Origin of the sequence: Sphingopyxis selenitireducens, from assembly GCF_051550705.1 — a bacterium.
Taxonomy (GTDB): Bacteria; Pseudomonadota; Alphaproteobacteria; order Sphingomonadales; family Sphingomonadaceae; genus Sphingopyxis.
In genome coordinates, this window is record NZ_JBPULG010000004.1 from 500676 (window position 1) to 525700 (window position 25025).

The 25025-nt window shown below is 65.0% G+C and carries 23 protein-coding genes and 1 pseudogene; 10 read left to right on the forward strand and 14 right to left on the reverse strand.

Features of this window, described 5'->3' with window-relative positions:
- The first annotated feature begins 76 nt into the window (after nucleotides 1-76).
- The 3 genes from ACSYDV_RS15655 (at nucleotide 77) to ACSYDV_RS15665 (ending at nucleotide 4523) form a co-directional block, all read left to right on the forward strand.
- A complete protein-coding gene (locus ACSYDV_RS15655; protein WP_438324731.1) occupies nucleotides 77-2593 on the forward strand; it encodes a penicillin-binding protein 1A in 2517 nt (838 codons plus the stop codon).
- Between the two features lie 89 nt (nucleotides 2594-2682).
- Nucleotides 2683-3810, forward strand: coding sequence for a peptide chain release factor 2 (gene prfB, locus ACSYDV_RS15660; protein ID WP_438324732.1), 1128 nt, complete (start codon nucleotides 2683-2685; stop codon nucleotides 3808-3810).
- Nucleotides 3810-4523, forward strand: coding sequence for a class I SAM-dependent methyltransferase (locus ACSYDV_RS15665; protein ID WP_438324733.1), 714 nt, complete (start codon nucleotides 3810-3812; stop codon nucleotides 4521-4523). The genes prfB and ACSYDV_RS15665 overlap by 1 nt, the downstream gene beginning before the upstream one ends.
- 99 nt (nucleotides 4524-4622) lie before the next feature.
- On the opposite strand, the gene ACSYDV_RS15670 is transcribed toward ACSYDV_RS15665, so the two are convergent.
- From ACSYDV_RS15670 to ACSYDV_RS15705, 8 genes and pseudogenes are all read right to left on the reverse strand, one after another.
- Nucleotides 4623-4988: a DsrE family protein gene (locus ACSYDV_RS15670; protein WP_438324820.1), complete on the reverse strand. Its 366-nt coding sequence runs from the start codon at nucleotides 4986-4988 to the stop codon at nucleotides 4623-4625.
- Nucleotides 4976-5725, reverse strand: a complete 750-nt coding sequence (locus ACSYDV_RS15675) for a HesA/MoeB/ThiF family protein (protein WP_438324734.1) — start codon at nucleotides 5723-5725, stop codon at nucleotides 4976-4978. The genes ACSYDV_RS15670 and ACSYDV_RS15675 overlap by 13 nt, the downstream gene beginning before the upstream one ends.
- A gap of 90 nt (nucleotides 5726-5815) precedes the next feature.
- Nucleotides 5816-6277: pseudogene (gene dut, locus ACSYDV_RS15680) on the reverse strand (dUTP diphosphatase); the annotation flags it as partial.
- Complete coding sequence (gene coaBC / locus ACSYDV_RS15685; RefSeq protein WP_438324821.1) at nucleotides 6240-7493, reverse strand: bifunctional phosphopantothenoylcysteine decarboxylase/phosphopantothenate--cysteine ligase CoaBC; 1254 nt, start codon at nucleotides 7491-7493, stop codon at nucleotides 6240-6242. The gene coaBC and the pseudogene dut, both read right to left, overlap by 38 nt.
- A gap of 114 nt (nucleotides 7494-7607) precedes the next feature.
- Complete coding sequence (locus tag ACSYDV_RS15690) at nucleotides 7608-8750, reverse strand: hypothetical protein (protein ID WP_438324735.1); 1143 nt, start codon at nucleotides 8748-8750, stop codon at nucleotides 7608-7610.
- Nucleotides 8738-9865, reverse strand: coding sequence for a glycosyltransferase (locus tag ACSYDV_RS15695; RefSeq protein ID WP_438324736.1), 1128 nt, complete (start codon nucleotides 9863-9865; stop codon nucleotides 8738-8740). The genes ACSYDV_RS15690 and ACSYDV_RS15695 overlap by 13 nt, the downstream gene beginning before the upstream one ends.
- A gap of 101 nt (nucleotides 9866-9966) precedes the next feature.
- On the reverse strand, nucleotides 9967-11511 hold the full coding sequence (gene ubiB / locus ACSYDV_RS15700; RefSeq protein WP_438324737.1) for a 2-polyprenylphenol 6-hydroxylase: 1545 nt from the start codon (nucleotides 11509-11511) through the stop codon (nucleotides 9967-9969).
- Nucleotides 11508-12245: a class I SAM-dependent methyltransferase gene (locus ACSYDV_RS15705; protein ID WP_438324738.1), complete on the reverse strand. Its 738-nt coding sequence runs from the start codon at nucleotides 12243-12245 to the stop codon at nucleotides 11508-11510. The genes ubiB and ACSYDV_RS15705 overlap by 4 nt, the downstream gene beginning before the upstream one ends.
- 93 nt (nucleotides 12246-12338) lie before the next feature.
- On the opposite strand from ACSYDV_RS15705, the gene mutM reads away from it, so the two are divergent.
- From mutM to dnaA, 3 genes are all read left to right on the forward strand, one after another.
- Entirely contained in the window at nucleotides 12339-13151 is an 813-nt protein-coding gene (gene mutM / locus ACSYDV_RS15710; RefSeq protein WP_438324739.1) for a bifunctional DNA-formamidopyrimidine glycosylase/DNA-(apurinic or apyrimidinic site) lyase, read from the forward strand.
- Between the two features lie 187 nt (nucleotides 13152-13338).
- Nucleotides 13339-13602: a 30S ribosomal protein S20 gene (gene rpsT, locus ACSYDV_RS15715; protein WP_332817203.1), complete on the forward strand. Its 264-nt coding sequence runs from the start codon at nucleotides 13339-13341 to the stop codon at nucleotides 13600-13602.
- Between the two features lie 494 nt (nucleotides 13603-14096).
- Complete coding sequence (gene dnaA, locus ACSYDV_RS15720) at nucleotides 14097-15455, forward strand: chromosomal replication initiator protein DnaA (RefSeq protein ID WP_438324740.1); 1359 nt, start codon at nucleotides 14097-14099, stop codon at nucleotides 15453-15455.
- Between the two features lie 80 nt (nucleotides 15456-15535).
- On the opposite strand, the gene ACSYDV_RS15725 is transcribed toward dnaA, so the two are convergent.
- The 4 genes from ACSYDV_RS15725 to secB form a co-directional block, all read right to left on the reverse strand.
- The gene (locus tag ACSYDV_RS15725; protein WP_438324741.1) at nucleotides 15536-16219 is read right to left on the reverse strand and encodes a DUF4136 domain-containing protein; all 684 of its coding nucleotides are present in this window, start codon (nucleotides 16217-16219) and stop codon (nucleotides 15536-15538) included.
- A gap of 131 nt (nucleotides 16220-16350) precedes the next feature.
- The gene (gene trpS, locus ACSYDV_RS15730) at nucleotides 16351-17367 is read right to left on the reverse strand and encodes a tryptophan--tRNA ligase (RefSeq protein WP_438324742.1); all 1017 of its coding nucleotides are present in this window, start codon (nucleotides 17365-17367) and stop codon (nucleotides 16351-16353) included.
- Nucleotides 17368-17376: 9 nt separating this feature from the next.
- A complete protein-coding gene (gene murJ / locus ACSYDV_RS15735) occupies nucleotides 17377-18981 on the reverse strand; it encodes a murein biosynthesis integral membrane protein MurJ (RefSeq protein WP_438324743.1) in 1605 nt (534 codons plus the stop codon).
- A 28-nt stretch (nucleotides 18982-19009) separates the two neighbouring features.
- Nucleotides 19010-19525 carry a protein-export chaperone SecB gene (gene secB / locus ACSYDV_RS15740; RefSeq protein WP_438324744.1) on the reverse strand — a complete coding sequence of 172 codons (516 nt, stop codon included), beginning with the start codon at nucleotides 19523-19525 and terminating at the stop codon, nucleotides 19010-19012.
- 244 nt (nucleotides 19526-19769) lie between these two features.
- Here secB and ACSYDV_RS15745 point away from each other — a divergent pair, with 244 nt between their 5' ends.
- The 3 genes from ACSYDV_RS15745 to ACSYDV_RS15755 are packed head-to-tail and all read left to right on the forward strand — an operon-like array spanning nucleotide 19770 to nucleotide 22357.
- Nucleotides 19770-20432: a Tim44/TimA family putative adaptor protein gene (locus tag ACSYDV_RS15745; RefSeq protein WP_438324745.1), complete on the forward strand. Its 663-nt coding sequence runs from the start codon at nucleotides 19770-19772 to the stop codon at nucleotides 20430-20432.
- 5 nt (nucleotides 20433-20437) lie between these two features.
- Nucleotides 20438-21775: a murein transglycosylase A gene (mltA, locus tag ACSYDV_RS15750; RefSeq protein WP_438324746.1), complete on the forward strand. Its 1338-nt coding sequence runs from the start codon at nucleotides 20438-20440 to the stop codon at nucleotides 21773-21775.
- Between the two features lie 6 nt (nucleotides 21776-21781).
- The gene (locus ACSYDV_RS15755) at nucleotides 21782-22357 is read left to right on the forward strand and encodes a Smr/MutS family protein (RefSeq protein WP_438324747.1); all 576 of its coding nucleotides are present in this window, start codon (nucleotides 21782-21784) and stop codon (nucleotides 22355-22357) included.
- Here ACSYDV_RS15755 and dapE read toward each other — a convergent pair.
- The gene (gene dapE / locus ACSYDV_RS15760) at nucleotides 22354-23481 is read right to left on the reverse strand and encodes a succinyl-diaminopimelate desuccinylase (protein ID WP_438324748.1); all 1128 of its coding nucleotides are present in this window, start codon (nucleotides 23479-23481) and stop codon (nucleotides 22354-22356) included. The two genes, ACSYDV_RS15755 and dapE, sit on opposite strands and share 4 nt — an antisense overlap.
- Nucleotides 23482-23600: 119 nt before the next feature.
- Here dapE and ACSYDV_RS15765 point away from each other — a divergent pair, with 119 nt between their 5' ends.
- Nucleotides 23601-24068: a cupin domain-containing protein gene (locus ACSYDV_RS15765; protein WP_438324749.1), complete on the forward strand. Its 468-nt coding sequence runs from the start codon at nucleotides 23601-23603 to the stop codon at nucleotides 24066-24068.
- Between the two features lie 188 nt (nucleotides 24069-24256).
- Here the strand turns inward: ACSYDV_RS15765 and ACSYDV_RS15770 are convergent, their stop codons facing one another.
- Nucleotides 24257-24928 (reverse strand): glutathione S-transferase family protein, encoded by a 672-nt coding sequence (locus ACSYDV_RS15770; RefSeq protein ID WP_438324750.1) that lies wholly within the window; start codon nucleotides 24926-24928, stop codon nucleotides 24257-24259.
- Between the last annotated feature and the right edge of the window lie 97 nt (nucleotides 24929-25025).

The window sequence follows — 25025 nt, forward strand, 5'->3', positions numbered from 1 at the left end:
CTTGGGCAAGGGGGGATCCGCCGCCTGCCGCAACCATCTTCCCTTTCGGCGATACAGACGATAGAGGCATGGGCTTATGGTCGCCGACAGTCCGCCCGATTTCCGCTTGCGCCTGCGCCGCGACAGCAATGCCGTTCTTGGCTGGTTCCGCGATATGTGGAACCGGCGCTGGTTTCGATGGCTCGGCTATCTGGCGCTTTCGGGGCTGATCGGCCTTTTCCTGATCTGGGTGATTTTCGCGCGCGACCTGCCGTCGGTCGATCAGCTGCGCGATTATGAACCGCCGTTGCCGACGATGGTCCGCGATGCGGAGGGCAAGCCGGTGCACGCCTATGCCCGCGAACGCCGCGTTCAGCTCGACTATAACGAATATCCCAAAACGCTCGTCAACGCCTTCCTCGCGGCAGAGGACAAGACCTTCTTCAGCCATGGCGGGATCGACTATCCCGGTATCGCGAGCGCGATCATCACCAATTTGACGAGCAGCGGCCGGCCGATCGGCGCCTCGACGATCACCCAGCAGGTGGCGAAAAACCTGCTGCTTACCAACGAACTCAGCTATCGCCGCAAGGTGCGCGAGGCGATCCTGGCGATGCGTATCGAGGATGCGCTGACCAAGGAACAGATTCTCGAACTCTATCTCAACGAAATTCCGCTCGGCCGCCGCAGCTTCGGTGTGCAGGCGGCGGCGCGCGCCTATTTCGACAAGGATGTCGATCAGCTTGCGCTGCACGAAATGGCCTTCCTCGCCATCCTGCCCAAGGCGCCGGAAAAATATGGCCGTTCGCGTTTCGAGCGCGAGGCGGTGGCGCGGCGCAACTTCGTTCTCGGTTCGATGGCCACCAACGGCGCGATCACCACGGCGCAGCGCGACGCGGCGCGGGCGATGCCGCTCGGGCTCACCGACAGCGGCAACCGCGCGGTCGCGCAGGTCGGCGGCTATTATATGGAAGAGGTGCGGCGCCAGCTGATCGCCCAATTCGGCGAAACGGCCGAGGATGGGCCGCTCAGCGTCTATGCCGGCGGCCTTTGGGTGCGGACCCCTTATGACGGCAAGATGCAGGCGGCGGCGACCAACGCGCTGCGCCGCGGCCTGATCCGCTATGATACGGGCAAGGGCTGGTCGGGGCCGATCGCGACGATCGAGGCCGACGATAAATGGGCGAGCCGCCTCGCCTCCAGCTTCATCGGGATCGACTATGACGGCTGGCGAATCGCTGCTGTCGTTTCCAAATCGGCCGGCGCGGCGCAGATCGGCTTTGCCGACGGCACGACCGGTACGCTGCCTTCAGGTGCCGCGACGCTCGCCTATCGCAAGACCGGCGGGACCGCCTTTTCGGCGATGCGCCCGGGCGACCTGATCGCGGTGAAGGCGACCGGCGGCAATTCCTATGCGCTCCGGAATATTCCCGAAGTATCGGGCGGCTTCATGGCCGAAAGCCCGCATTCGGGCCGCATCTTCGCGATGCAGGGCGGCTTCGACGTTCGCCTCTCGCCCTTCAACCGCGCGACGCAGGCCGAACGGCAACCGGGCTCGACGATCAAGCCCTTCGTCTATGCGACCGCGCTCGACAATGGCATGACCCCCGCGACCCTGATCGTCGACGGGCCCTTCTGCGTCTATCAGGGCGCCAACCTCGGCAACAAATGCTTCCGCAACTTCGGCGGCGCGGGTGGGGCGGGCGAACATACGATGCGCTGGGGCCTCGAACAGTCGCGCAACCTGATGACGGTCAAGACCGCAAGCCAGATCGGCATGGAACCGGTCGTGGAAACGATCCAGGCCATGGGAATGGGCAAACACGAACCTTATCTTTCGACCGCGCTCGGGGCTGGATCGACGACGGTCGAGAAAATCACCAATGCCTATGCGATGCTCGCCAACCACGGCCGCGAACTGAAACCGCGCGTGATCGATTATGCGCAGGACCGCCGCGGCAAAGTGATCTTTCCAAAGAATTGGAAGCCCTGCGACGGCTGCAACAAAAAGGATTGGGACGGCCGGCCGATGCCGCGCTTCGCCAAGTCGGGCAAACAGCTGATGGACCCGATGACCGCCTATCAGGTCGTCCATATGCTCGAAGGCGTCGTCCAGCGCGGCACCGCGGTGCGCCTGCGCGACCTTGGGGTGCCGCTGTTCGGCAAGACCGGTACGACGACGGGCCCGAACGATGTCTGGTTCGTTGGCGGGACCCCCAATGTCGTCGCCGGCGTCTATGTCGGCTTCGACCAGCCGCGGAACATGGGCGGCTATGCGCAGGGCGGCAGCATGGCTGCGCCGATCTTCAAGCAATTCTTCGAAGAAGCGCTCGCCGACAGCCAGCCGGTTCCCTTCGTCGCGCCCAAGGGTGTGCGGATGGTGCGGATCGATCGCCAGTCGGGCCGCCGCGTCTATGGCAGCTGGCCGGGCAGCGATCCGAAAGCGTCGATCATCTGGGAGGCTTTCAAGCCCGAAAGCGAGCCGCGCCGGACGATCCGCGAAGAGGAAATCAAGCCGATCAAGCCGACCAGGCGGCAGGACGGACCGGTTCAGCAGGGCCCCGCGCGGCGCACGGACAGTGAATTTCTGGAGGATCGTGGCGGTATCATCTGACCCGCCGGCGCATTCTTCTTTCCACATTTCTTTCCTTGGGGGCCGACAAGCCCTAAGGGCATGACCAACATTTTTTCAGGAGCAAAGACATGCGCGCCGAAGCGCAGGATCATATCGACAAGATCGGTGCCGCGCTGGCGCTGCTGCGCCGCTTTCTCGACTGGGACCGTGCGGTGCGGCGGCTCGACGAACTGAACGCAAAGGTCGAGGACCCGACGCTGTGGAACGATCCCCGGGCGGCGCAGGAAGTCATGCGCGAACGCCGTCGGCTCGACGAAGCGATCAACGCGACACGCGCGATTGAAAAGGAATGCGCCGACACCGCCGAACTGATCGAGCTGGCCGAGATGGAAGGCGACGAGGCGCTGGCGAACGAAGCCGTGGCTTCGCTGGGCGTTCTCGCGGCACGCGCGGAAGAGGACAAGATCAAGGCGCTGCTCGCGGGTGAGGCCGATGCGAACGACGCCTATATAGAAGTCCATGCGGGCGCCGGCGGCACCGAAAGCCAGGACTGGGCCGAGATGCTGCAGCGCATGTACAGCCGCTGGGCCGAAAAGCGCGGGTTCAAGGTCGAACTGGTCGAATATCAGGCGGGCGAACAGGCGGGCATCAAATCGGCGACGATGCTGGTGAAGGGCGAGAACGCCTATGGCTATGCGAAGACCGAAAGCGGCGTCCATCGCCTCGTCCGCATCTCGCCCTATGACAGCTCGGCGCGGCGCCACACCAGCTTCTCAAGCGTGTGGGTCTATCCGGTGATCGACGATAATATCGACATCGAGATCAACGAAGGCGACCTCAAGATCGATACCTATCGTGCCTCGGGCGCGGGCGGTCAGCACGTCAACACGACCGATTCGGCCGTGCGTATCACGCATATTCCGACCGGCATCGTCGTCGCGTCCCAGAACGACCGGTCGCAGCACAAGAACCGCGCGACCGCGATGGGGATGCTGAAAGCGCGGATGTACGAGGCCGAGCTTCAGAAGCGCGAAGCCGCGGCGTCGGGTGAATATCAGGCCAAGACCGAAATCGGCTGGGGCCATCAGATCCGTTCTTATGTCCTTCAGCCCTATCAGTTGGTGAAGGACCTGCGCACCGGCGTCACGTCGACGGCGCCGGGCGACGTGCTCGATGGCGCGCTCGATCCCTTCATGGCGGCGGCATTGTCGCAGAAGGTCACCGGCGAAAAGGTCGAAGTGGAAGATATCGACTGATGAAGCGCGCGGTCGTCCTCGCGTCGTTGCTGCTGCTCGGCGGCTGCGATGCGCCGTGGGACGATAGCAGCGACCGCCTCGAAACCGCGCGTGAGTTCCCGCCCGCCGACCGTCCGGTCGCACCGACCGTCTCGACCAAATGGTCGACCGAAGAAGCGCGTGACCGGGTCAACGAGGCCGAAGACGTCATGGACTCGGCCGATGTCCGTCCCGGCATGACCGTCGCCGATCTGGGCGCGGGCGACGGCTATTACACCATCCGCCTCGCGCCGCGCGTCGGCGCGCGCGGCCGCGTCCTGGCACAGGACATCATGCCCGAGGTGATCGAACGGCTGGCCGATCGCGTCGCGCGCGAACGGCTCGACAATGTCTCGCTCAAGCTCGGCGCGGTCGATGATCCGCGTCTGCCTGCGGCCAGCTTCGACCGCGTCTTCATGGTCCATATGTATCACGAGATTGGCGAACCTTACGCTTTCCTGTGGCGCCTCCGCCCGGCGCTCCGCAAGGGCGGGCAGGTGATTGTCGTCGACGGCGACCGGCCGATTGCCGAGCATGGCACGCCCTTCCGGCTGCTCGTCTGCGAATTTCAGGCGGTCGGCTACAAACTCGTGTCCTATGACGACAAGCAGCATGCTGGCGGCTATCTTGCCCGTTTCGTGCCGACCGGGAAACGGCCTGCCCCCGAAGAGATTACGGTGTGCGACAATCCGTAGAAACACGTCGCCCCCGCGAAGGCGGGGGCCGCTAGCTGCCTTGCTCGGCGGCGTTGCGTAAACCGACAGCGGCCCCCGCTTTCGCGGGGGCGACGGGATTCAATAAACCAGCAATCGGTCTTCTGGCCCTATCTCGGCCATGAAACTCACCAGCCCTCCGGCGCGGACCTGCGACACCAGTTCCGCCGCGTCGATGCCGGCCAGCGCCATCCCCGACTGGCACACGAACAGGCGTACCTCCATCGTAATGGCCTCCGCGACCAGCCCGGCAAGGTCGGGCTGCCCCACTGCGCGCCGCACCGCGTCCCCGGCGAAGCCGACGGGATCGCGCAGCAGCTCCGCCGCTTCGCCCTGCAGAAAGATGCGTGCCGGGCGACCGAGGGCCGTCGCCGCCATCGCCGCCTCCAGCGCGGCGTAAAGCCGCCCACCCTCTGCGCCTGCAACAATGATGCTCAGCCCCGGCATATCGCGCACCCCGGATCCTTGGCGACGCCCATTTCGCGCCAGCGCCGCTCGAGCATGTCGATGATCGCAAGGCGGCCGGAAAGCGACTGGCCCCAGCCGGACAGCGCGCGGACTGTCTCAAGTGCGGCCATCGTCCCGATCATCCCGGCGAGCGCGCCCATGACGCCTGCTTCGGCGCAGTTGATGCCCTCGCGGTCGGGATCGCTGCCGACAAGGCAGGCATAGCAGGGACGGTCCGTGCGCCAGCCTTCATAGAGCGCGACCTGTCCATCGAACGCGCCGATTGCGGCGCTGAGCAGCGGGATATGCTGCGCGACCGAGGCGCGATTAACCGTCAGCCGCGTGGCGAAATTGTCGCAACCATCGAGGATCAGGCTCGCCCCGGCCAGCAGCGTTTCGGCATTGGCCTGGTCGAGCCGGCTGACAATCGCGATCGCCTCGACATGCGGGTTTATCCGCTGCGCCGCCGCCGCCGCGATCTCGGCCTTGGGTGCGCCAATGTCGGCGTCGGTGAACAGCGGCTGGCGGTGAAGGTTCGAAAGCTCGACCTGGTCGTCGTCGATGATCGTCAGCTTTCCTACTCCGGCGGCGGCGAGATAGGTGATCGCCGGACAGCCGATCCCGCCCGCGCCGATCACCGCGACATGGCTAGACTTCAACTTGGCCTGTCCGGCACCACCAAAGGCCGGCAGGATGATCTGGCGGGCGTAACGGTCGAGTTCGGCGTCGCTCAGCAACGCCTATTCGCCCGATCGCCGCATGCTTATGGCAGCCAGCGAAGCAAGCCCCGCAGGCTCGGCATTCTTGTCGGGGCTCTCGCTTGCTACGCCGGTCGATCCGAAGCCGCCGGCACCGCGCATCGTTTCGTCGAGTGTCGCCACTTCGGCGAAGGTCGCGCGCTGGACGGGTGCGGGGACGAGCTGCGCGATCCGGTCGCCGCGCTTGATGTCGAAATTCTCGTCACCCAGATTGGCGAGGATCACCTTCACTTCGCCCCGATAATCGCTGTCGATCGTGCCGGGGGTGTTGAGGCAGGTGATGCCATGTTTGAGCGCGAGGCCGGAGCGCGGGCGAACCTGCACCTCGTAACCCGCCGGGATCGCCATTGCGAAGCCGGTTGCGACCGCGTGGCGCGTGCCGGGGCGGATCGTCAGCGTCTCGGCCGCAACGACGTCCATTCCCGCTGCGCCATCCGACGCATAGGCGGGCAGGGGCAGGCCGCCGCCGTTGGGCAGGCGCTGGATGGCGATTTCAATCGCGGGAAAGGGGTGTGCGGCTATCGAGGTCATCGGCAATTTTTTCCATCAATTTACGGGCGACGGCGTCTTTCGGCAGCCGGTCCCAGCTGTCGACGCCGTCGGGGGTGACAATATGTACGCGGTTCAATTCGCCGCCCATCGGGTCGGAGGCGACGTCATTGGCGACGATCCAGTCGCAGCCTTTGCGCGCGAGCTTGGCCTGCGCATGGACGAGAACATCGTTGGTCTCGGCGGCAAAGCCGATCAGCAGCGGCGGCCGCTTCGGGCTTTTGGCGAGACCTGCCAGAATGTCGGGATTTTCGGCGAGCGCCAGCGGCGGAACGGCGCCCGACCCGTCCTTCTTGATCTTCTGCACCGCTGTGTCGGCAGCGCGCCAGTCGGCGACGGCCGCGACCATGATCGCGGCATCGACCGGCAGGCCCTGCTCCACCTCATCGGCCATTTCGCGCGCGGTCTCGACATCGACGCGGACCACTCCGGGCGGCGTCGGCAGTTCGACGGGCCCGGCGATCAGCAAGACCTCGGCGCCGGCTTCGGCGGCGGCGGCGGCGATCGCGAAGCCCTGACGTCCGCTCGACCGGTTGGCGATATAGCGCACCGGGTCGATCGGCTCGTGGGTCGGTCCGGCGGTGATCAATATGCGGCGGCCGAACAGCGGGCGATGGCTGGCCGGGGCGAAGTCGGGCTGGCTTTCCAGCGCCGCGGGCGCGGCCAGCGCGGCGTCGATCGCGGCCTTGATCGCTTCGGGCGCGGGCAGGCGCCCGGGTCCATATTCGCCGCACGCCATCTCACCCTCGTCGGGCTCCATCACGGTTACGCCGTCGCCGCGCAGCGTTACGACATTGCGCTGCGTTGCGGGGTGGAGCCACATGCGGACGTTCATCGCGGGCGCGGCGAGAACGGGCTTGTCGGTCGCGAGCAGCAATGTGGTCGCGAGGTCGTCGGCATGCCCGCCCGCCATCTTCGCCAGCAAATCGGCGGTCGCGGGCGCGACGACGACCAGATCGGCCTCACGGCTCAGCTGGATATGCCCCATCTCGACCTCATCCTTCAGGTCGAACAGGCTGGTATACACCTTATTCTCGCTCAGGGCGGCGAGGGTCAGCGGCGTTACAAATTGCTCCCCCGCGCGGGTGAGGACACAGCGCACGACATAGCCCGATTTGCGGAGCAGGCGGACAAGCTCGATCGATTTATAGGCGGCGATACCGCCGCCGATGATCAGCAGGATGCGGGGAGCGGCCATCGCGTCAAATTTTGCCACAGGGTGCCATGAGGGCCGGTCTGCGGGCGGCGCTCGACAGGGATTGATTCATCGCCATCTCCTTCGCCTTCCAGTTATGCGCTTCGCCGCATCAGTTCAAGGCGGCGGGCGCCCTGCCTTAGACGGCTGTCGCGGAAACGGAAGCCCGGATGGTTTGAGGGCGCGCAGCAGCGCGGTGAGCGCAGCGGGCGCGAAAGCCAGGCCGACGAACAATGTCGGCACCACCAGCATCGCCCAATAGAAATTATTCGACCTTGCGAACAACATGAGCAGCAGAGCGAAGGCGAGCTGGATGCTCAGCACCGCGATCGCCAGCCGCGATCGCCATGCGGCCCAGCCGAGCAACGCGAGCGGCACCAGCAGCGCGGCGACCCACGCGGGCAGAAAGCGAAATCCCGACGTGAAATGGACGAAGGAGAGATAAGATGCCCAGCCGCCAAAGCCGTTCCAGCCGGGACTGGCGAGGTCGGCCGGGGTGGTCACGGCGGCGACTGCGGACATGTGCAGCGCCAAAATCACAAGGAAGGACAAGCCGAACGCCAGCCATGCGCCAACCGCCCGCCAATTCCGGTCCAGCAGCGCGAAGCATCCGAGTAACATTGCCACCGGCAGCACGGTTTCGCGAATCGCGACGGCGATCGCGAGAACGGCCATTGCGGCCCACGGACGGGCGGGCCGATAAAGCGCGAGGGCAAGCGTGATCAGCACCCCGGCCAGCACCTCATGGATCAGCACCCACTCGCGAACAACGATCTGAGACAGGTTGAAGGCGATCAGAAGCGCGGCAAAGCGGGCATAGCCGGGTAGGTCCGGCTCGGTCATCAGCCGCCGCCGCCAGGTGAGGATCGCCGCAATGCCGGTTGCCGTCACCAGCAACGTCCCACCTTGCAAGCCGATAGCGGAAAAAATCGTGGCCAATGTCGGGAGACGAACCGTTACAAAAGGTTTGAGCGGATAATGATTGGCGCGATGCTCGGCCGCCACCGCGGCATAATAGGGCTCACCGGCTTCGACCCGGTGGACAATGCGTGCGTAAAGCGCATGGTCGCCGACCATTCCGGCGGCGCGCATCGCATCAGGCCCCGCAGGAGTGACCTGATCGCCGCTGGTGCCGCTGGTCAGTCCGAACAGCATCAGCGCTGCGAGCAGCGCGAGCACGGCTGCCGCTGCCGGCCGCGATACGCCGGAAAAGCGGTTCCAGCCCGCCATGACCGGCGCGCTGCCGGTCATTTGCGCCACGTCAGTGCCGACGACATGGCGAAGTTCCAGATCGCGCCGACGAGAACCCCGGCGACCCCGGCGACCCACCAGCGTTCATCCTGCCCGGCCATCCAGGTGCCGATACCGATATTGGCGACCGCACCCAGCGCCGAAATGGCATAGAAGGTCGCGAGTCCGCCCAATATCCGCCACCCCTTGAGCTTGCGGTCGGCATAGGTGAAGCTGTTGTTGAGGAAGAAATTGAACGCGATCGCGGTCATTACCGCCGCTGTTTGTGCGACGACAAAGGCGTTGCCGGTGCCCAGCATCATACTCAGCACCGCAAGGTGGACGAAGACCCCGAATCCGCCGACCATCAGAAATTTCAGCAGCCGCACCGGCACGAGCCGGCCGATCGTCTTGTCGGCGATCAGTTCGGCATATTCGGCGACGACGCGCATGCCGATCTTGCTTTCGCCCGTTTCGCGGGTCCGGAACTGATAGGGGATTTCTGCGACCTTGAGCGCCGTCGGGCTCGACGCCAATATGTCGAGTAATATCTTAAAGCCGATCGCCGACAGGCGCGGCAGCGCGCGTTCAAAAGCGTCGCGGCGCACCGCGAAAAAACCGCTCATCGGGTCGCTGACATCGGTGCCGAGAGCGATCTGTCCCGCGCGCGTGGCGAACCGGCTCATCCGCACCCTTCCTGCGTCCCAGTCGCCGGTGCAGCCGCCTTCGGCATAGCGGGTGCCGACCGCGATTTCGGCCTCGCCCATCTCGATCGCGTCGATCAGTCGGGGCAGGGCGTCCTCGCTGTGCTGGAGATCGCCGTCCATCACCGCGATGACCGGCGCGGCGGTGGCGAGCATGCCTTCGATCACCGCTGACGACAGCCCGCGCCGTCCGACGCGCTGGACGATACGGACATGGCGCGATGTCCGGCCGATACGGCGGACAAGGTCGCTCGTGCCATCGGCCGAATTATCGTCGACGAATATCACTTCCCAGCCGCGCCCGGCCAGCACCACCGAAAGTTTTTCGATCAACCTTTCGACATTGCCGGCTTCGTTGAGCGTCGGAACGACCACCGCCACTTCGAGCGGGAGCGTATCGACCGGCAGGACGCGGTCGGTGCTGATGGTGTCGTGGCGCATGAAACCTCGGCTTTGCCGGATCGGTCATCCGGGGTGGGTCGAGGTCAGCCTTTAAGGAATTAGGGTAAATGTTCGGTAACCAAGCGCGCCCATAAAGCTGGTCAACCCAGCCAGTTCAGCGCCGCAACCCCTGCGGCGGCGCCGGCGATCGCGGTCAGTGCATAACGCCACCAACTCCGCTTCTTGCCCTTGCCCAATATCAACGCGATTTCGGGCAGCGGCGGCGCCGGCGGGGCGCCGCCCTTGCGCGGCAATTGCGCGTCGAGACGGCGGATGATGTCGGGGATCAGCGCCAGCGTCTTGCCTTGCTCGCGAATCCCGTCGGCAAGCGCGGCTTCGGGGCCCAGTTCGTCGCGAATCCATTCGCTGACGAACGGCCCCGACACGTCCCACATATTGATTTTGGGATTGAGCATCGTCGCGACGCCTTCGACCATCACCATCGTCTTTTGCAGCAGCAACAAATGCGGCTGGGTCTGCATGTCGAAATCGCGGGTGATCGCGAACAGCCCGTCGAGCATTTGCCCGACGCTGAGTTCGCTCACCGGCTTGCCGCGCATAGGCTCGCCGACCGCGCGCAGTGCCGTCGCGAACTCTTCGACGCTGTGATAATCGGGCACATATTGCGCCTCGAAATGGATTTCAGCGACGCGGCGATAATTGCCGGTGGTCAACCCATAGAGGATTTCGGCGAGCCAATAGCGCGCCTGCCGGTTGATCCGGCCCATAATGCCAAAGTCGACGGCTGCGATCGTGCCGTCGGCCTTCACGAACAAATTGCCCTGGTGCATGTCGGCGTGAAAATAGCCCTCGGCGATCGCCTGACGGAGGAAGGCGTGGACGAGGTTCGACGCCAGCGCTTCCATATCATGCCCGGCGGCAACCAGCGCTTCGCGGTGCGAAATTTTGATGCCGTCGATCCAGTCGAGCGTCATCACCCGGCTGGTCGTGCGGTCCCAGTCGATTGCGGGAACCTGAAAAGTCGGCACTGCGACCATCGCGTCGGCGAGTTCGGACGCCGAGGCGGCCTCACGCCGCAGGTCGAGTTCGCGCAAGGTCCAGCGGCGGAAATTGGCGATGACCTCGCGCGGGCGCAGCCGTGCCAATTCGCCGCCAAAGGCCTCGACATGCGCCGCCGCCCATTCATAGGTTTCGATGTCGCGTGCGAACTGTTTGTCGATGCCGGGACGGCGGACTTTCACCGCGACCTGCCGGCCGTCGCTTGTGACCGCGCGGTGAACCTGCGCGATCGACGCCGACCCGACGGGTTCGGGATCGAATTCGGCATAGATGGATTCGAGCGGCGCTTCGAAAGCGGCCTCGATTTCCTGCCGGATACGTTCGAAGCCAACCGGCGCGAGCGCGTCCTGCAGCATCAGAAGATTGCGCGCGGCGTCTTCGCCGACAAGGTCGGGGCGCGTCGCGAGGGTCTGGCCGAGCTTGACTGCTGCGGGGCCGATCGCCTGGAAGGCGGCGGCATAGTCGGGGGTCTTGGGCTGGGTCGTTCCGAGACGCGCGATGCGGCAGAGCCGTTTGACGCTCGTCGGCGTCGTCGGTGCAGCTTCGATCCCGCGCAGCGCGCCATGGCGCCCGAGGGTGCGGCCCCATTTCAGCAGACGGAGAAGGTGGGTGACGGGACGGGTCAAGCTTTCCACCCGCTGTGAATCGCGACGAGTCCGCCCATGATCGGTTCGACCTTCACCGAAGAGAAGCCGGCTTCGCGGATCATCGCTGCGAATTCGGGCATCGGCGGGAAGCGGCGGATCGATTCGATGAGGTAGCGATAGCTGTCCTCATCCTGCGCGATCAGCTTGCCGAGCTTGGGGACCAGATGGTGCGAATAGGCGTCATAGGCCTGCGCGAAGCCCGGCCATTCATTGGTCGAAAACTCCAGGCAGAAGAAGCGCCCGCCATAGCGCAGCACGCGGTGCGCTTCCCTGAGCGCGGCCGGGATGTCGGTGACGTTGCGGATGCCGAAGGCAATCGTATAGGCGTCGAAAAACTGGCCGGGAAAGCTCAGCGTCTCGGCGTTCTGCTCGCTCCACACCAACGTGTCGATGCCGCGTTCGGCGGCGCGCTCGACCCCGACACCCAGCATGTCGGGGTTGATGTCGGCGACGGTGATGCTGGCGCCGCTCCGTTCCATGCGGAACGCGATGTCGCCGGTGCCGCCCGCCATGTCGAGTATCGTCTCGCCTTCGCGCGGCTTGACGCGGCGCACGAAGCGGTCCTTCCACAGCCGGTGCATCCCGCCCGACATGGCATCGTTCATAATGTCGTATTTTTTGGCGACGCGGCTGAACACCTCGCCCACCTTGGCGGTCTTCTCGGTCGCGGCGACCTGTTCATAGCCAAAGCTGACGGTTTCTGGGGTCGACATGGATATGCGCCTTTGCGGGGAGTGCGGGACGTGCGCCCCGGCCTTTAGCCAAGGCTTGTTCGCCAAGCAAATGCCAGTTACCGCCGGACCACGATGCCCGAACTTCCCGAAGTCGAAACCACCGTCCGCGGCCTTGCGCCGCACCTCACCGGCCAGCGCCTGATCCGCGTCTCGACGATGCGCCCCGATCTGCGCCGGCCCTTTCCCGTCGATCTCGCGCAGCGGCTGACCGGCGCGACCGTCACGGGCCTCTCGCGACGCGCCAAATATGGTATCATCACCACCGATCGCGACGATCATATGATCTTTCACCTCGGCATGTCGGGCAGCTGGCGGATCGGGCCGGGCGAGCCCGGCAAGCACGACCATCTGCTCATCGACACGGCGGCGGGGCAGCGGCTGATGCTGCACGATCCGCGCCGCTTCGGTTCGGTCGATCTGGTTGCTGGCGATCCGCTGACCGGCTTTCCGGCCTTTGTGTCGCTCGGCCCCGAACCTTTGTCGGACAGTTTCGACGCACCCTATCTGGCGCGGGCGCTCGCGGGCCGCCGCGCGCCGATCAAGGCGATGCTGCTCGACCAGACGATCGTCGCGGGGCTCGGCAATATCTATGTGTGCGAGGCGCTGAACATGGCGCGCATCGCTCCGACTCGGGCGGCGGCGGATGTGTCGAAAGCGAAACTTGCGCTGCTGGTGCCTGCGATCAAGGATGTGCTCGCGGCGGCGATTGCGGCGGGGGGCTCGACCCTGCGCGACTATAAACAGCCCGACGGCGAGCTTGGCTATTTCGCCAAGGACTGGCGCGTCTATGGGCGAGAGGGGGAGGCTTGCGAATGCGGCGGCCCGATCGTGCGCATCGTTCAGAGCGGGCGATCGACCTTCTTTTGCCCCAAATGCCAGCGGTAATGCTGGCCATATGGCGCAATAAGCATTGACCAATCGGGCCACTCTGGCTATGCGCGCACCCTTCGAGCAGGGTTCGGTCTTCCGGTCCCGGCTGTATCCGGACATTGATTCGCCATATTGCGCGATTCGGCTGCTCCGGTGATGCTGCGCTCCGACTGACTTAGACCGTTTGGAAACCGAGGAATTTATGGCCAATACGCCGCAGGCAAAAAAGCGCATCCGCCGCAACCAGGCGCGCACCGTCGTCAACAAGAATCGCGTTTCGCGCATCCGCACGCTGGTGAAGAAGGTCGAGAACGCCGTCGCCGCCGGTGACAAGGATGCCGCTGCGACCGCGCTGAAGGCTGCGCAGCCCGAAATGGCACGCGGCGTTGCCAAGGGCGTTCTGCACAAGAACACTGTGGCCCGCAAATATTCGCGCCTGACGAAAAGCGTCAACGCGATCGCCTGATTCGGCTTTTCGCCGACAAGCAAAACCAAAAGACCCGCCGGTACTTCCGGCGGGTCTTTTTTGTGACTCTGGCAAGGCAGATTTGTTGCGCCGCGGTAAGTGACGGATTTATTGCGATTCGTTTTGGCTGCAAATTGCCGCCATCCCATTTGTACAAATAACTATCTGAAATATAACGATAAAAAAGTGACTTGGGGGTTTTCCGAGGGGTCCGACGAGTCAAGAATTATATTTCAGATTTTTTACCGCGCGCGCCCTTGATCGACTCTCTCAACCCTGACTAGACAGAGGTGTCGCCGGCCTTCGCCGGGGGCCGCCACAATGACATGATTCGCAATTTATCGGGCTTCGGCGCGAGACGATATGCTTGCGCCTGCCGCAAGCGACGAATCAGCGCGTGGTTGGCCCGGCGAAGCGTTGGCAAAGGGGCAATCAAGGGGCGGTGAGTGATACGGAGCAGCAATAGCCATGGCACTGACGCGCAGGATCGAGCGATGAGCGGGGATACCGCCACGCTCTGGCTGCGGGTTGCCGAAGGGCTGCGCCGCGACCTCGGCGCGCGCACCTTCGATCACTGGCTGAAGCCGGTGCGCTTTGCCGATTATTGCGCCATGTCGGGCGTGGTGACGCTCGAGACCGCCAGCCGCTTCTCGGCCAACTGGGTCAATGAACGCTTCGGCGACCGCCTCGAACTCGCCTGGCGCCAGCATCTGCCCACGGTGCGCAGCGTGATGGTGCGCGGCGGCGCGGCGGCGAGCGATCGCGCTGCGGCGCTGGCGCCGCCCGAGCTGCCTATGTTCGACACGCCGCCCGCGCCGGCGATCATGGTGCCGTCGCCCTTCGACGCCCGCCTCAGCTTCGACCGCTTCATCGTTGCACGCAGCAACATCCTCGCCGCCAACGCCGCACGGCGCATGGCGATGGCAGAGGCGCCGCAGTTCAACCCGCTCTATCTCTGCTCGGGCACCGGGCAGGGCAAGACGCACCTGCTCCACGCGATCGCGCAGGATTATGCCGCAGCGCATCCGGGCGCGACCATCATTCTGATGTCGGCCGAAAAATTCATGCTGGAATTCGTCGGCGCGATGCGCGGCGGCGACATGATGGCGTTCAAGGCGCGGCTGCGCGCCGCCGACCTGCTGCTGCTCGACGATCTGCAATTCGTGATCGGCAAGAATGCGACGCAGGAAGAATTGCTCCATACGATCGATGATCTGATGACGGCGGGCAAGCGCCTCGTCGTGACCGCCGATCGCCCGCCGGCGATGCTCGACGGGGTCGAGGCGCGGCTGTTGTCGCGCCTGTCGGGCGGGCTTGTCGCCGATATCGAGGCACCCGAGGATGATCTGCGCGAACGCATCATCCGCCAGCGGCTCGCCGCGATGCCGATGCTCGATGTTCCGGACACGGTCGTCGCCTATCTGGTCAAGCATTTCACCCGCAACATTCGCGAGCTTGAAGGCGCGCTCAACAAGCTGCTCGCCTATGCCGCGCTCACCGGGGCAACGATCGACCTCGCGCTCGCCGAAGACCGGCTCGCTGAAAATGTCCGCAGTGCGCGCCCGCGAATCACGATCGACGAGATTCAGCGCGCGGTTTGCGCCCACTACCGCCTCGACAAGTCGGAGATGGCATCGAAGCGCCGCGTCCGTGCGATCGCCCGGCCGCGTCAGGTCGCCATGTATCTCGCAAAGGAACTCACCCCGCGCTCCTACCCCGAAATCGGGCGGCGCTTTGGCGGTCGCGATCATAGCACGGTGATCCATGCCGTCCGCACGGTCGAGGCGCTGCGCGTCAACGACGGCGAACTGGATGCAGAGATCGCCGCGATCCGGCGCAGCCTCAACGGCTGATTCCTCGCGAACCCGACGCATAAAAAAGGCCCGCCTCCGTGAAGAAGGCGGGCCTTTTTATCGGGTCCTGACGACCGCGCTTATTTCGGCGGCGGCGCTACGGTGATCTGCACCTTCTCGCCCGAGTTGCCGGGGAAGTCGGTGAACATCGCCTCGATCAGATTGGGGATGATCTGGGTCAGGTTGTTATCGCGCGACTGCGCCTCGGCGCGGCCTTCGAACAGGCGCATGCCGTCCGCTGCGCGGGTGATCGATAGTTCGAGCCCGCTGGTGTAGACGGTGTAGCTTTCGATGTCGTTATAGCCATAGCCCGGACCGAAACCGCCCCACATGAAGGGGTCACGCCAGCCATAGATATAGCGGCGGCCGTTGGGGCCGCGCACGACGACCGGGCGATAGCCGGGGCCATAGAAGCCGCCGCCATACCAGGGATCGCTGAAACCGGTGCTGCGAACGCGTTCGCGGCCCTTGTCGACGCCATAGTTCATGCGCACCAGCAGCTCGGGCTTTTCGCCGGGTGCTGCGGGGCGATAGCCAAAGCGGGTCAGTTCGCCAGCGACCAGATTGGCATATTGGCCAAATTCGATCCCGCCATCGAGGCTGGGGTCGCCAGCTTCGACAGTGAACGTCTGGCCCTGCGGCGCCGGGAGCTGGGTCTGAAAGCGCGCGACATCGGCGCGGAAGGGAGTGGCGCAGCCGGCGAGCGCCAGCGCGGCGCCTGTCAGGGCAGCCAGGCCCAGCCGCCGAAGGTTCATCTTGCTCATCATCTTGCTCCGTTTCTCGGTGCGTGCATCAGTACCGCTTTATACCATGACTATGCCGATGCGACTTAACCTTGGTTGAACCCGCTTCATCGCAACTTTGTTCCGGCCCGTTCAGGGCCGTTGCCGCAGTTTCAACGACATAGGCCCAGAACATCATAAGTGGCATCGAGCGTCGGTTTTGCAAGGGTCCGCGCCTTTGCTGCACCCTTGTCGAGAATCGCATCGAGCGCCGCACGATCATCCTTCAGCGCGACGAAGCGCGCATTGATCGGCCCGAGCTTTTCGATCAGCAGTTCGCCGAGCGCGGGCTTGAAGGCGCCAAAGCCCTGTCCACCATGGTCGCGCAGCACGTCGGCGGCGGATACATCGGCCAGGGTCGCATAAATGCCGACAAGATTGCGAGCTTCGGCGCGCCCCTCCAGCCCCGCGGGTTCGGAGGGCAGCGGTTCGGCGTCGGTCTTCGCCTTTTTGACCTTTTGCATCATCGTATCGGCATCGTCGGTCAGATTGATCCGGCTCATGTCCGACGGGTCCGATTTCGACATTTTCGATCCGCCGTCGCGCAGGCTCATGATCCGCGCGGCGCTCGACGGGATGATCGGGTCGGGCAGGGTAAAGACCGGCGCGTCGGGCGTGGCATAATCATTGTTGAACTTTTGCGCGACGTCGCGCGCGAGTTCGAGATGCTGTTTCTGATCCTCACCCACCGGGACATGCGTCGCCTGATAGAGCAGCACGTCGGCCGCCTGCAGCACCGGATAGGTATAGAGCGCGGCCGAGGCGCCTTCGCGATTCTTGCCCGACTTGTCCTTGAACTGGGTCATCCGATTGAGCCAGCCGATCCGCGCGGTGCCGTTGAGCAGCCATTGCAGTTCGGCATGCGCGGGCACCCGCGCCTGATTGAACAGGGTCGAACGGTCGGGATCGATCCCGCAGGCGACCAGCGCCGCGGTCATCGCGCGCGTGTTGGCGGACAGCTCGGCGGGAACGTGCGGCATGGACAGCGCATGGAGGTCGGCGAGGAAGAACAGGCAATCGCCGCCCGCCTTTTCGGCATCGTCCTGCATCCGCACCCAGTTGCGGATCGCGCCCAGATAATTGCCAAGGTGCAAATGTCCGGTGGGCTGAATGCCCGATACGATCCGCATGATATTATCCTATTCTGCTGGCGCGGCCTTTTTACCGCGTCGCCGCGTGAGCATGGCGATCAGATCCTTGTCAAGCGCGCCGACAAGGAAAGCGACGGCGAAAAATGCCGCGCCCCCCGCCACGACCAGCGCCGCCAGCGACCAGATGCGGTCGATCACGCCGCCGCCATAATAGGGCTCCATCAACGGCATCATCCACCACAGCAGCGCCGACATCGCCGCGACCGCGACGATCTGGCGCGCGATCTTGCCCGCCAGCTTCGCGGTGAAATGGAACCAGCCGCGCCGGTGGAGCACGATATAGAGCAACAGGCAGTTGATGCTCGCCGACACCGCGGTCGCTCCAGCCAGCCCGACGATACCGTAACGCTCGACGACATAAAGGTTGATCGAAATATTGATGATCAGTGCCGCGAGCGCGGTCCAGACGGGGGTGCGCATATCTTCGCGCGCGAAAAAGCCCGGGTTCAATATCTTGACGATGACATAGGCGGGCAGCCCCGCGACCAGCGCGACGACGATATGCGCCATGATCGCGCCGTCGGCGAGGGTGAACTTCCCCCCGACGAAAAAGGCGGTGACAAAGGCGGGCGCGCAGATGGCGAGCGCGGCGGCGGCGGGCAGCGTCAACAACGTCGCCATCTCGAACGCATTGGTTTGCAGGCGCTGGGCTTCGGCGGCATCGCCGCTGTGGATATGGCGCGACAGCATCGGGAGTATCGCGGTGCCGAGCGCGATACCGACGATGCCCAGCGGCATCTGGTTCAGCCGGTCGGCAAGCTTGAGCAGCGTTAGCGACCCCTGCGGCAGCGAGGTCGCAAAGAAGGTGTCGACGAACTGGCTGATCTGGTAAATTCCGGCGCCAAAGGTCGCCGGCAGGATCAGCATGCCCAGCTTCTTCACCTCGGGGGTGAATTTGGGCAGCCGCCAGTGGAGTTTCAGCCCGGCACGGCGCACCGACCACCAGAGATAGGCAAGCTGGGCGACCCCGGCGAGGCTGACCGAAATGGCAAGCGCGATCGCGACGATACGGTCGTCGCCGCTATCGCCGCGCAGCCACCAGCCGGCGGTGATTCCGCCGATCAGCACGATATTGAGCAGCACCGGGGCAAGCGCCCCGGGGGCAAAGCGCGAGCGCGCGTTCAGCAGGCCCGACAGCATGGCGACGAGGCTGATCAGCGCCAGATAGGGGAAGGTCATGCGGCTCAGAAACACCGCCAGCTCGAACTTGCCGGGCACGGCCTGAAAATCGCGCGCGAGTATCCACACGATGCCGGGCATCGCGATCATCGCGATCGCGGAAAAGACCAGCAGCACCCACAGGAAGACCGCGAGCACATCGTCGGCGAATTTCGCCGCCGCCGCCTCGCCGCCGCCTTCGGCTTCCGATCCGTGCAGCGCGCGGCTGTACATCGGCACGAAGGCGACCGAAAAGGCGCCCTCGGCGAACAGCCGCCGAAACGTGTTGGGCAGGGTGAAGGCGAGCTGGAAGGCGTCGGCGGCAAGCCCGGCGCCAAGCACGCGCGCGAGCAGCATGTCGCGGGCAAAGCCGAAAATGCGGCTGATCAGCGTCAGTCCGCCGATCGTTCCGACATTTTTGACAAGGCTGCTCATCGCACGCGCCCCGCCAGCTCAGCCAAAATCAGGCTTCGCCGACCGGGTTCGCCATCTCGGCCTGGCCCTCGGCCTGCGCCTGAACCTGCTGCATGAACAGGCCGTGGAAATCGATCGGCTCGAGCAGCAGCGGCGGGAAGCCGCCATCGCGCACGGCATCGGCGACGACGCGGCGTGCGAAGGGGAAGAGGATGCGCGGCGCTTCGGCCAGGAAGAAAGGCTGAAGCTGATCGTCGGGGACGTTGCGGACGCCGAACAGGCCGGCATATTGCAGTTCGATCACGAATGCGGTGCCTTCGTCGGCCTTCGACGTCACGTCGATCTTCAGCGTTACTTCGAACAGGCCCTCGCCCACGCCTTCGGCGGCGATATTGAACTGGACGTCGAGCTGCGGCGCCGACTGCCACTGATAGGAGGCGGGCGCGCTCGGATTTTCGAACGACAAATCCTTCACATATTGCGAGATCAGGCCGATTGCCGGGCTTGTGTCCTCGCCATTTGCCTGCGGGGCCGGGTTGATGTCGGTGCTGGTCTCGTCGGCCATGATGTCGCGCTTTCGTTGGCATGAAAAAGAATCCGCTCCACAGGCCGTTCAAGGCCTGCGGTGGGCGGTTGCGGCGGCGTTAGCAGCGCGACGCGGCCAGCACAATGGGGGCGGCGATGCTCCGTCGGCGCGGTGAAACGTTGACCTGCCGCCATGCTCCGGCCAAGGGAGATTTGAAACATGGCGGCGGATCGCCTATGTAGAGATCAAGACTTTTCCCCATGTCTGCATTGGACTTTTGCCTGTGACCGCTTTTTCGATCGTCTTGCTCGCCATGATTGCCGCGTTTCTCGGCATGCGGCTCTATTCGGTCCTCGGGAAACGGACCGGGCATGAGCAGGAACCCGTGCTGCCGCGCCGCGACGAACGCGGCGCGCCGGTCCCGGTCCGCCTCGACGATAGCGACGGACAGGCGCCGGGAACGGCCCCTGAACCGTCGGGCCTCGTCTATGAACCCTCTGCCGAAGCCGGGCTGCGCCAGTTGCTTGCAACCGACCGCAATTTCGATGCCGGACGCTTCATGGAAGGTGCCGAGGCGGCATATCGCATGATTCTCGAGGCATTTTGGGCGGGCGACCGCGATGTGCTGCGCGACCTGTGCGACGACGACAGCTATGAAGCCTTTGTCGCGGCCATCGAAGCCCGCGAAGCGCGGGGCGAGCGACTGGAAAACCGCCTGATGGGCGTCGATCTGGCAAAAATCACTGCGGTCGAAGTGGGCCGCAGCGAGGCGCGAATCACCGTCCATTATCGTGCCGACATCAGCGCGGTGACGCGCGATGCCGACGGCAAGATGATCGCCGGATCGATGAGCGACGCGGCGCAGACCGACGATATGTGGACCTTCCGCCGCACGATCGGCAGCAACGATCCCAACTGGCTGCTCGACGAAGCCGAAGCAGCCTGACCTTCATGCCGGCGACGATGACGGCCCGCGCGCCGCGTGCGCTCGGGTTCGCCCTTCTTGCCGCCCTGCCACTGCTTGCGGGTTGTGCATCGGCCGCCTCGGGAACGGGGCCGGGCGCGTCTCCGGGAACGCCGCCCGTTGCAACCGGACCGGCCGCCACGCCGACCGGCACCCCGCGCCCCTATCATCCGCGTCCCTCCGAAACCGGCGCGATCGCCGCGACCCCGATTCCGGCGACCCCCAATCCACCGCTTGCCGCGCCGCCGGTTCCGGCCGACGCGGCCACGGCCGTGGCTGCGGGGGTTCTTGCCGGCCCCGATGTCGCGTCGCTTGGCATAGCCGCCGATCGGGCGGCCGTTTCCCTTGCCGCCTTTCGTCTCAGCTGCCCTTCGGTACAGCGCCGCGCCGACACCAGCGGGCTGACGCAGAACGCCGATTGGACCGAAAGCTGCGATGCCGCCAAAAACTGGGCTGACAGCGATGCCGCCGCCTTTTTTGCCCGCCATTTTGGCACGGTACAGATTGGCGCGGGCAGTGCTTTTGTCACCGGCTATTATGAGCCCGAAATCGCGGGATCGCGGACGAAGAGCGCTGGCTATGATGTCCCCGTCTATCGCCGTCCCGCCGATCTGATCGACGTCGATCTCGGCCAATTTTCCGACGATCTGAAGGGCCGCAAGATTCGTGGCCGCGTCGATGGCAGCAATTTCGTCCGCTATTATGATCGTACCGCGATCGAAAGCGGTATCCTCGACGGACGCGGGCTCGAAATCGCTTATGCCGCCGACGCCGCCGAATTTTTCTTCCTGCAGATTCAAGGGTCGGGCCGCCTCCGCCTGCCCGACGGCCAGATCATGCGGATCGGCTATGATACGCAGAACGGCCGCGGCTATGTCGGTATCGGCAAGCTGCTGCTCGACCGCGGCGAGCTCAAGCCGGGGCAGGCGTCGATGCAAGGCATCCTCGATTATCTGCGCGCCGATCCGGTGCGCGGCGCGGCGGTGATGAACGAGAATCCCAGCTGGGTCTTCTTTCGCGAACTCACCGGCCCCGGCCCCTTGGGTGCGCTCGGCGTCCCGGTGACGGGCCGCGTCAGCGTTGCCGCCGATCCCAAATATGTGCCGCTCGGCGCTCCGGTCTTCCTCTCGCTCGACCGCGCCGAACCCAATGGCCTGTGGGTTGCACAGGACACCGGTGGCGCGATCAAGGGTGCCAACCGCTTCGACAGCTTCTGGGGCGCGGGCAATGACGCGCGCGCGATTGCCGGCGGCATGGCGGGGCGCGGTTCGGCGCTGCTCCTGTTGCCGCGCGCCAGTATCGCGCGGCTGCTCCCGGCGCCCTGACGCGCCATGCCGCGCCGTCTCGATCCGCAGGAAAGCGCGCTCTGGAAAAAGGTCGCGGCGACGGTCAAGCCGCTGCGCAAGCCCGCGTCACCGCTGGCGCCGATAGCCCCGCCGACGGTCGCGCCGACCAGACCCGTACCGCGCAGCATCGCCAAGCCCGCCGCCGCGCCGCTTCCGCCGATCAAATTGCCGCCGCCGCGCCGCACCCATCAGGCCGCGACGCTCGACGGCCATTGGGACCGGCGGCTCAGAAAGGGCCTCGTCCGGCCCGATATGAGCATCGACCTTCACGGCCACAGCCTCGCCTCGGCGCAGGCGCTGCTCGACGACAGCATCGGCCGCGCGCTGCTGCGCGGTGCACGCGTGCTGCTGGTGGTGGCAGGCAGGCTGCGTCCCGGCGCCGACCGTCTGCCGCTGATGCACGGCGATCCGCGCCCGCGCGGTGCGATTCGCGCCTCGCTCCCCGACTGGCTCGCTTTCTCGCCTTATGCCGATCAGATCGTCGCGCTGCGCGCCGCGCATGTCAGCCACGGCGGCGCGGGGGCGGTCTATGTCATCTTGCGGCGTAGCCGCGACGATTAAGTGAAAGCGCGCACTAATATTCCGCGATAGATGGCGGTAAGCGTCCGCAAATCCTCGACCGCGACCGCCTCGTCGAGCTTGTGCATCGTCGCATTGGTCAGCCCGAATTCGACGACCGGGCACAGCGCATGCAGGAAGCGCGCGTCTGACGTTCCGCCGGTCGTCGACATGTCGGGGGTGATATCGGTTTCGGCACGAATCGCTTCGGCGACCAGCCCGGACAAGTCGCCGGGCGGCGTCAGGAAGGCCTCACCCGAAATCTTGCCCAGCACCTTGGCAGCGGGATCGACGTCATGCGCGATACGCTCGATCATCGCGACCAGATCGGCCCCCTTGTGCGTGTCGTTGAAACGGATCGACAGCCGCGCGCGCGCCGAGGCCGGGATGACATTGGTCGCGCCATTGCCCACCTCGATATCGGTGAATTCGATGTTCGACGGCTGAAACCAGTCATTTCCCTCGTCGAGCACCACCGCGTCGATCGCCGCCAAAATCTTGACCAGCTTCGGGATCGGATTGTCGGCAAGGTGCGGGTAAGCGACATGCCCCTGCGTCCCCGGCACGTCGATCCAGATATTGACCGACCCGCGCCGCCCGATTTTGACCATGTCGCCGAGCCGGTTGACTGACGTCGGCTCGCCGACGACGATCATGTCGGGGCGGATGCCGCGCGCATCCATATGTTCCATCAGCGCGCGGGTGCCGAAGATCGCCGGACCTTCCTCATCGCCGGTGATGATCAGGCTGATCGTCCCGGCCTCGGCGGGGATTTCAGCGACGGCAGCGACAAAGGCGGCGATCGAACCCTTCATATCCACGGCGCCGCGACCAAAGAGCAGGTCGCCGCGAATCTCGGGCGCGAAGGCATCGCCGGTCCAGCCGACGCCCGGCGGCACGACATCGAGGTGCCCGGCAAAGCCGAAATGCTTCGGCCCCGCGCCCTTGCGCACCGCGAGCAGATTCTCGACCGGCCCGTCGGGCTCGATCCCGTCGATAAAGCGCTCGACGGTGAAGCCCAGCGGGGCGAGGGCGGCCTCCAGCACATCGAACACCGCACCGGTCGCGGGGGTGATGCTGGGCGCGGCGATCAGCGCTTGGGCGAGGGTGACGGGATCAATGCTCATCGCCGCCCTTTACCCGTTCGTGTCGAGCGAAGTCGAGACACCAATCGTCCATGCGCAAGGTCGATGGGCATCTCGACTTAGCTCGATGCGAACGGGTAAGAAGGGGCAGGAGGTGTATCATGCCCAAGCTCGACCTCGACACGATCCCGCAAACCAACGCCACGGGTTATCCTGCCCCCTATGACGCGCCGGTGCAGGGCCGCTGGTATCGCCGCCTCGCGCCCGCGACGGGCCTGGCGGATTTCGCCGCCAGCCATGTGACCCTCAAACCCGGCGCCTGGTCGTCGCAGCGCCACTGGCACGACGGCGAGGACGAGATGCTGGTGATGATTTCGGGCGAGGCGGTGCTGATCGAGGATGACGGGCGCTGGCCGATGCGCCCCGGCGACATTGCGGTGTGGCCGAAGGGCAGCATCAACGGCCATCATCTGGTCAATGAATCGGACGCCGACTGCGTCTTTGTCGCGCTGGGCGGCGGCAAGCAATATGATACCGGCGGCGGCTACTCGGATATCGACATGATGTTCACGCCCGACGGCTATTTCCACAAGGATGGCGCGCCCTATCCGACGAAGCGGATAGCTTGAAACCACTCTTCTTTCGTCATCCCGGACTTGATCCGGGATCCATAGCGCGAGGTTGGTTTGATGGACCCCGGATCGAGTCCGGGGTGACGATGATTGGGAGGGCGGGCTTCGATTAAAAGCAGGGCCAGCGGATCCGTACGTGGACGGTCCCGCTCCTCACGGCTGCGCCGCAGGGAAGATTTAAAAGCTCACCCCTCGACCGGGCCTTCGAATTTCTCGATCACCCAATCCTCGGCCTGCGCGCCGCCGATCCATTCCTGCATATGCGGGTGGCTGATCACCGCCTGACAATAGGGCAGGGCAAAGCGCGGCAGCGGGATCGAATAGGTGATGAAGCGCGTGACGACGGGGGCGAACATCATGTCGGCCGCCGACCAGTCGCCGAACAGAAAATCGCCTTCGCCGCCGAAACGCGCGCGCGCCTCGGCCCAGATTTGCAGCACGCGGACCACATCGGCCTGCACTTCGGGGAGCAGGTCGGCGGGCGGATAGATGCGCCGGATGTTCATGCTGTGGTTGCGGCGCAGCGCCGCAAAGCTCGAATGCATTTCGGCCGCCATCGACCGCGCCATCGCGCGCGCCGCCAGCCCCTCGGGCCAATATCCCCGCGTGCCTTCGGTCTTTTCGTTGAGATAGTCGATGATCGCCAGACTGTCCCAGACGACGATATCCTCGCCGTCCCACAGGATCGGCACCTTGCCGCCCGAGGGCGCGAACTCGTCGCCTTCGCGCCGGTTCGACCAGTCCTCGTCATAGAGCGGGACGGTGATTTCCTCGAAGGGAAGGCCGCTCTGTTTCGCGGCGAGCCAGCCGCGCAGGCTCCAGCTGGAATAGGCCTTGTTGCCGAGGAAGAGTTTCATGCCGGACCTAAGCTCCTGAAATCCGTTCGCATCGAGCGAAGTCGAGATGCCTTTCGACCTTGCGCTGCGCCGATGGGTGTCTCGACTACGCTCGACA

Bases quoted from the DNA above. Each gene is read 5' to 3' on its own strand.
- ACSYDV_RS15655 (WP_438324731.1), top strand. From the start codon at position 77: ATGGTCGCCGACAGTCCGCCCGATTTCCGCTTGCGCCTGCGCCGCGAC.
- prfB (WP_438324732.1), top strand. From the start codon at position 2,683: ATGCGCGCCGAAGCGCAGGATCATATCGACAAGATCGGTGCCGCGCTG.
- ACSYDV_RS15665 (WP_438324733.1), top strand. From the start codon at position 3,810: ATGAAGCGCGCGGTCGTCCTCGCGTCGTTGCTGCTGCTCGGCGGCTGC.
- ACSYDV_RS15670 (WP_438324820.1), bottom strand. From the start codon at position 4,988: ATGCCGGGGCTGAGCATCATTGTTGCAGGCGCAGAGGGTGGGCGGCTT.
- coaBC (WP_438324821.1), bottom strand. From the start codon at position 7,493: ATGGCCGCTCCCCGCATCCTGCTGATCATCGGCGGCGGTATCGCCGCC.
- ACSYDV_RS15695 (WP_438324736.1), bottom strand. From the start codon at position 9,865: ATGCGCCACGACACCATCAGCACCGACCGCGTCCTGCCGGTCGATACG.
- ACSYDV_RS15705 (WP_438324738.1), bottom strand. From the start codon at position 12,245: ATGTCGACCCCAGAAACCGTCAGCTTTGGCTATGAACAGGTCGCCGCG.
- mutM (WP_438324739.1), top strand. From the start codon at position 12,339: ATGCCCGAACTTCCCGAAGTCGAAACCACCGTCCGCGGCCTTGCGCCG.
- rpsT (WP_332817203.1), top strand. From the start codon at position 13,339: ATGGCCAATACGCCGCAGGCAAAAAAGCGCATCCGCCGCAACCAGGCG.
- dnaA (WP_438324740.1), top strand. From the start codon at position 14,097: ATGAGCGGGGATACCGCCACGCTCTGGCTGCGGGTTGCCGAAGGGCTG.
- ACSYDV_RS15725 (WP_438324741.1), bottom strand. From the start codon at position 16,219: ATGAGCAAGATGAACCTTCGGCGGCTGGGCCTGGCTGCCCTGACAGGC.
- trpS (WP_438324742.1), bottom strand. From the start codon at position 17,367: ATGCGGATCGTATCGGGCATTCAGCCCACCGGACATTTGCACCTTGGC.
- murJ (WP_438324743.1), bottom strand. From the start codon at position 18,981: ATGAGCAGCCTTGTCAAAAATGTCGGAACGATCGGCGGACTGACGCTG.
- secB (WP_438324744.1), bottom strand. From the start codon at position 19,525: ATGGCCGACGAGACCAGCACCGACATCAACCCGGCCCCGCAGGCAAAT.
- mltA (WP_438324746.1), top strand. From the start codon at position 20,438: ATGCCGGCGACGATGACGGCCCGCGCGCCGCGTGCGCTCGGGTTCGCC.
- ACSYDV_RS15755 (WP_438324747.1), top strand. From the start codon at position 21,782: ATGCCGCGCCGTCTCGATCCGCAGGAAAGCGCGCTCTGGAAAAAGGTC.
- dapE (WP_438324748.1), bottom strand. From the start codon at position 23,481: ATGAGCATTGATCCCGTCACCCTCGCCCAAGCGCTGATCGCCGCGCCC.
- ACSYDV_RS15765 (WP_438324749.1), top strand. From the start codon at position 23,601: ATGCCCAAGCTCGACCTCGACACGATCCCGCAAACCAACGCCACGGGT.
- ACSYDV_RS15770 (WP_438324750.1), bottom strand. From the start codon at position 24,928: ATGAAACTCTTCCTCGGCAACAAGGCCTATTCCAGCTGGAGCCTGCGC.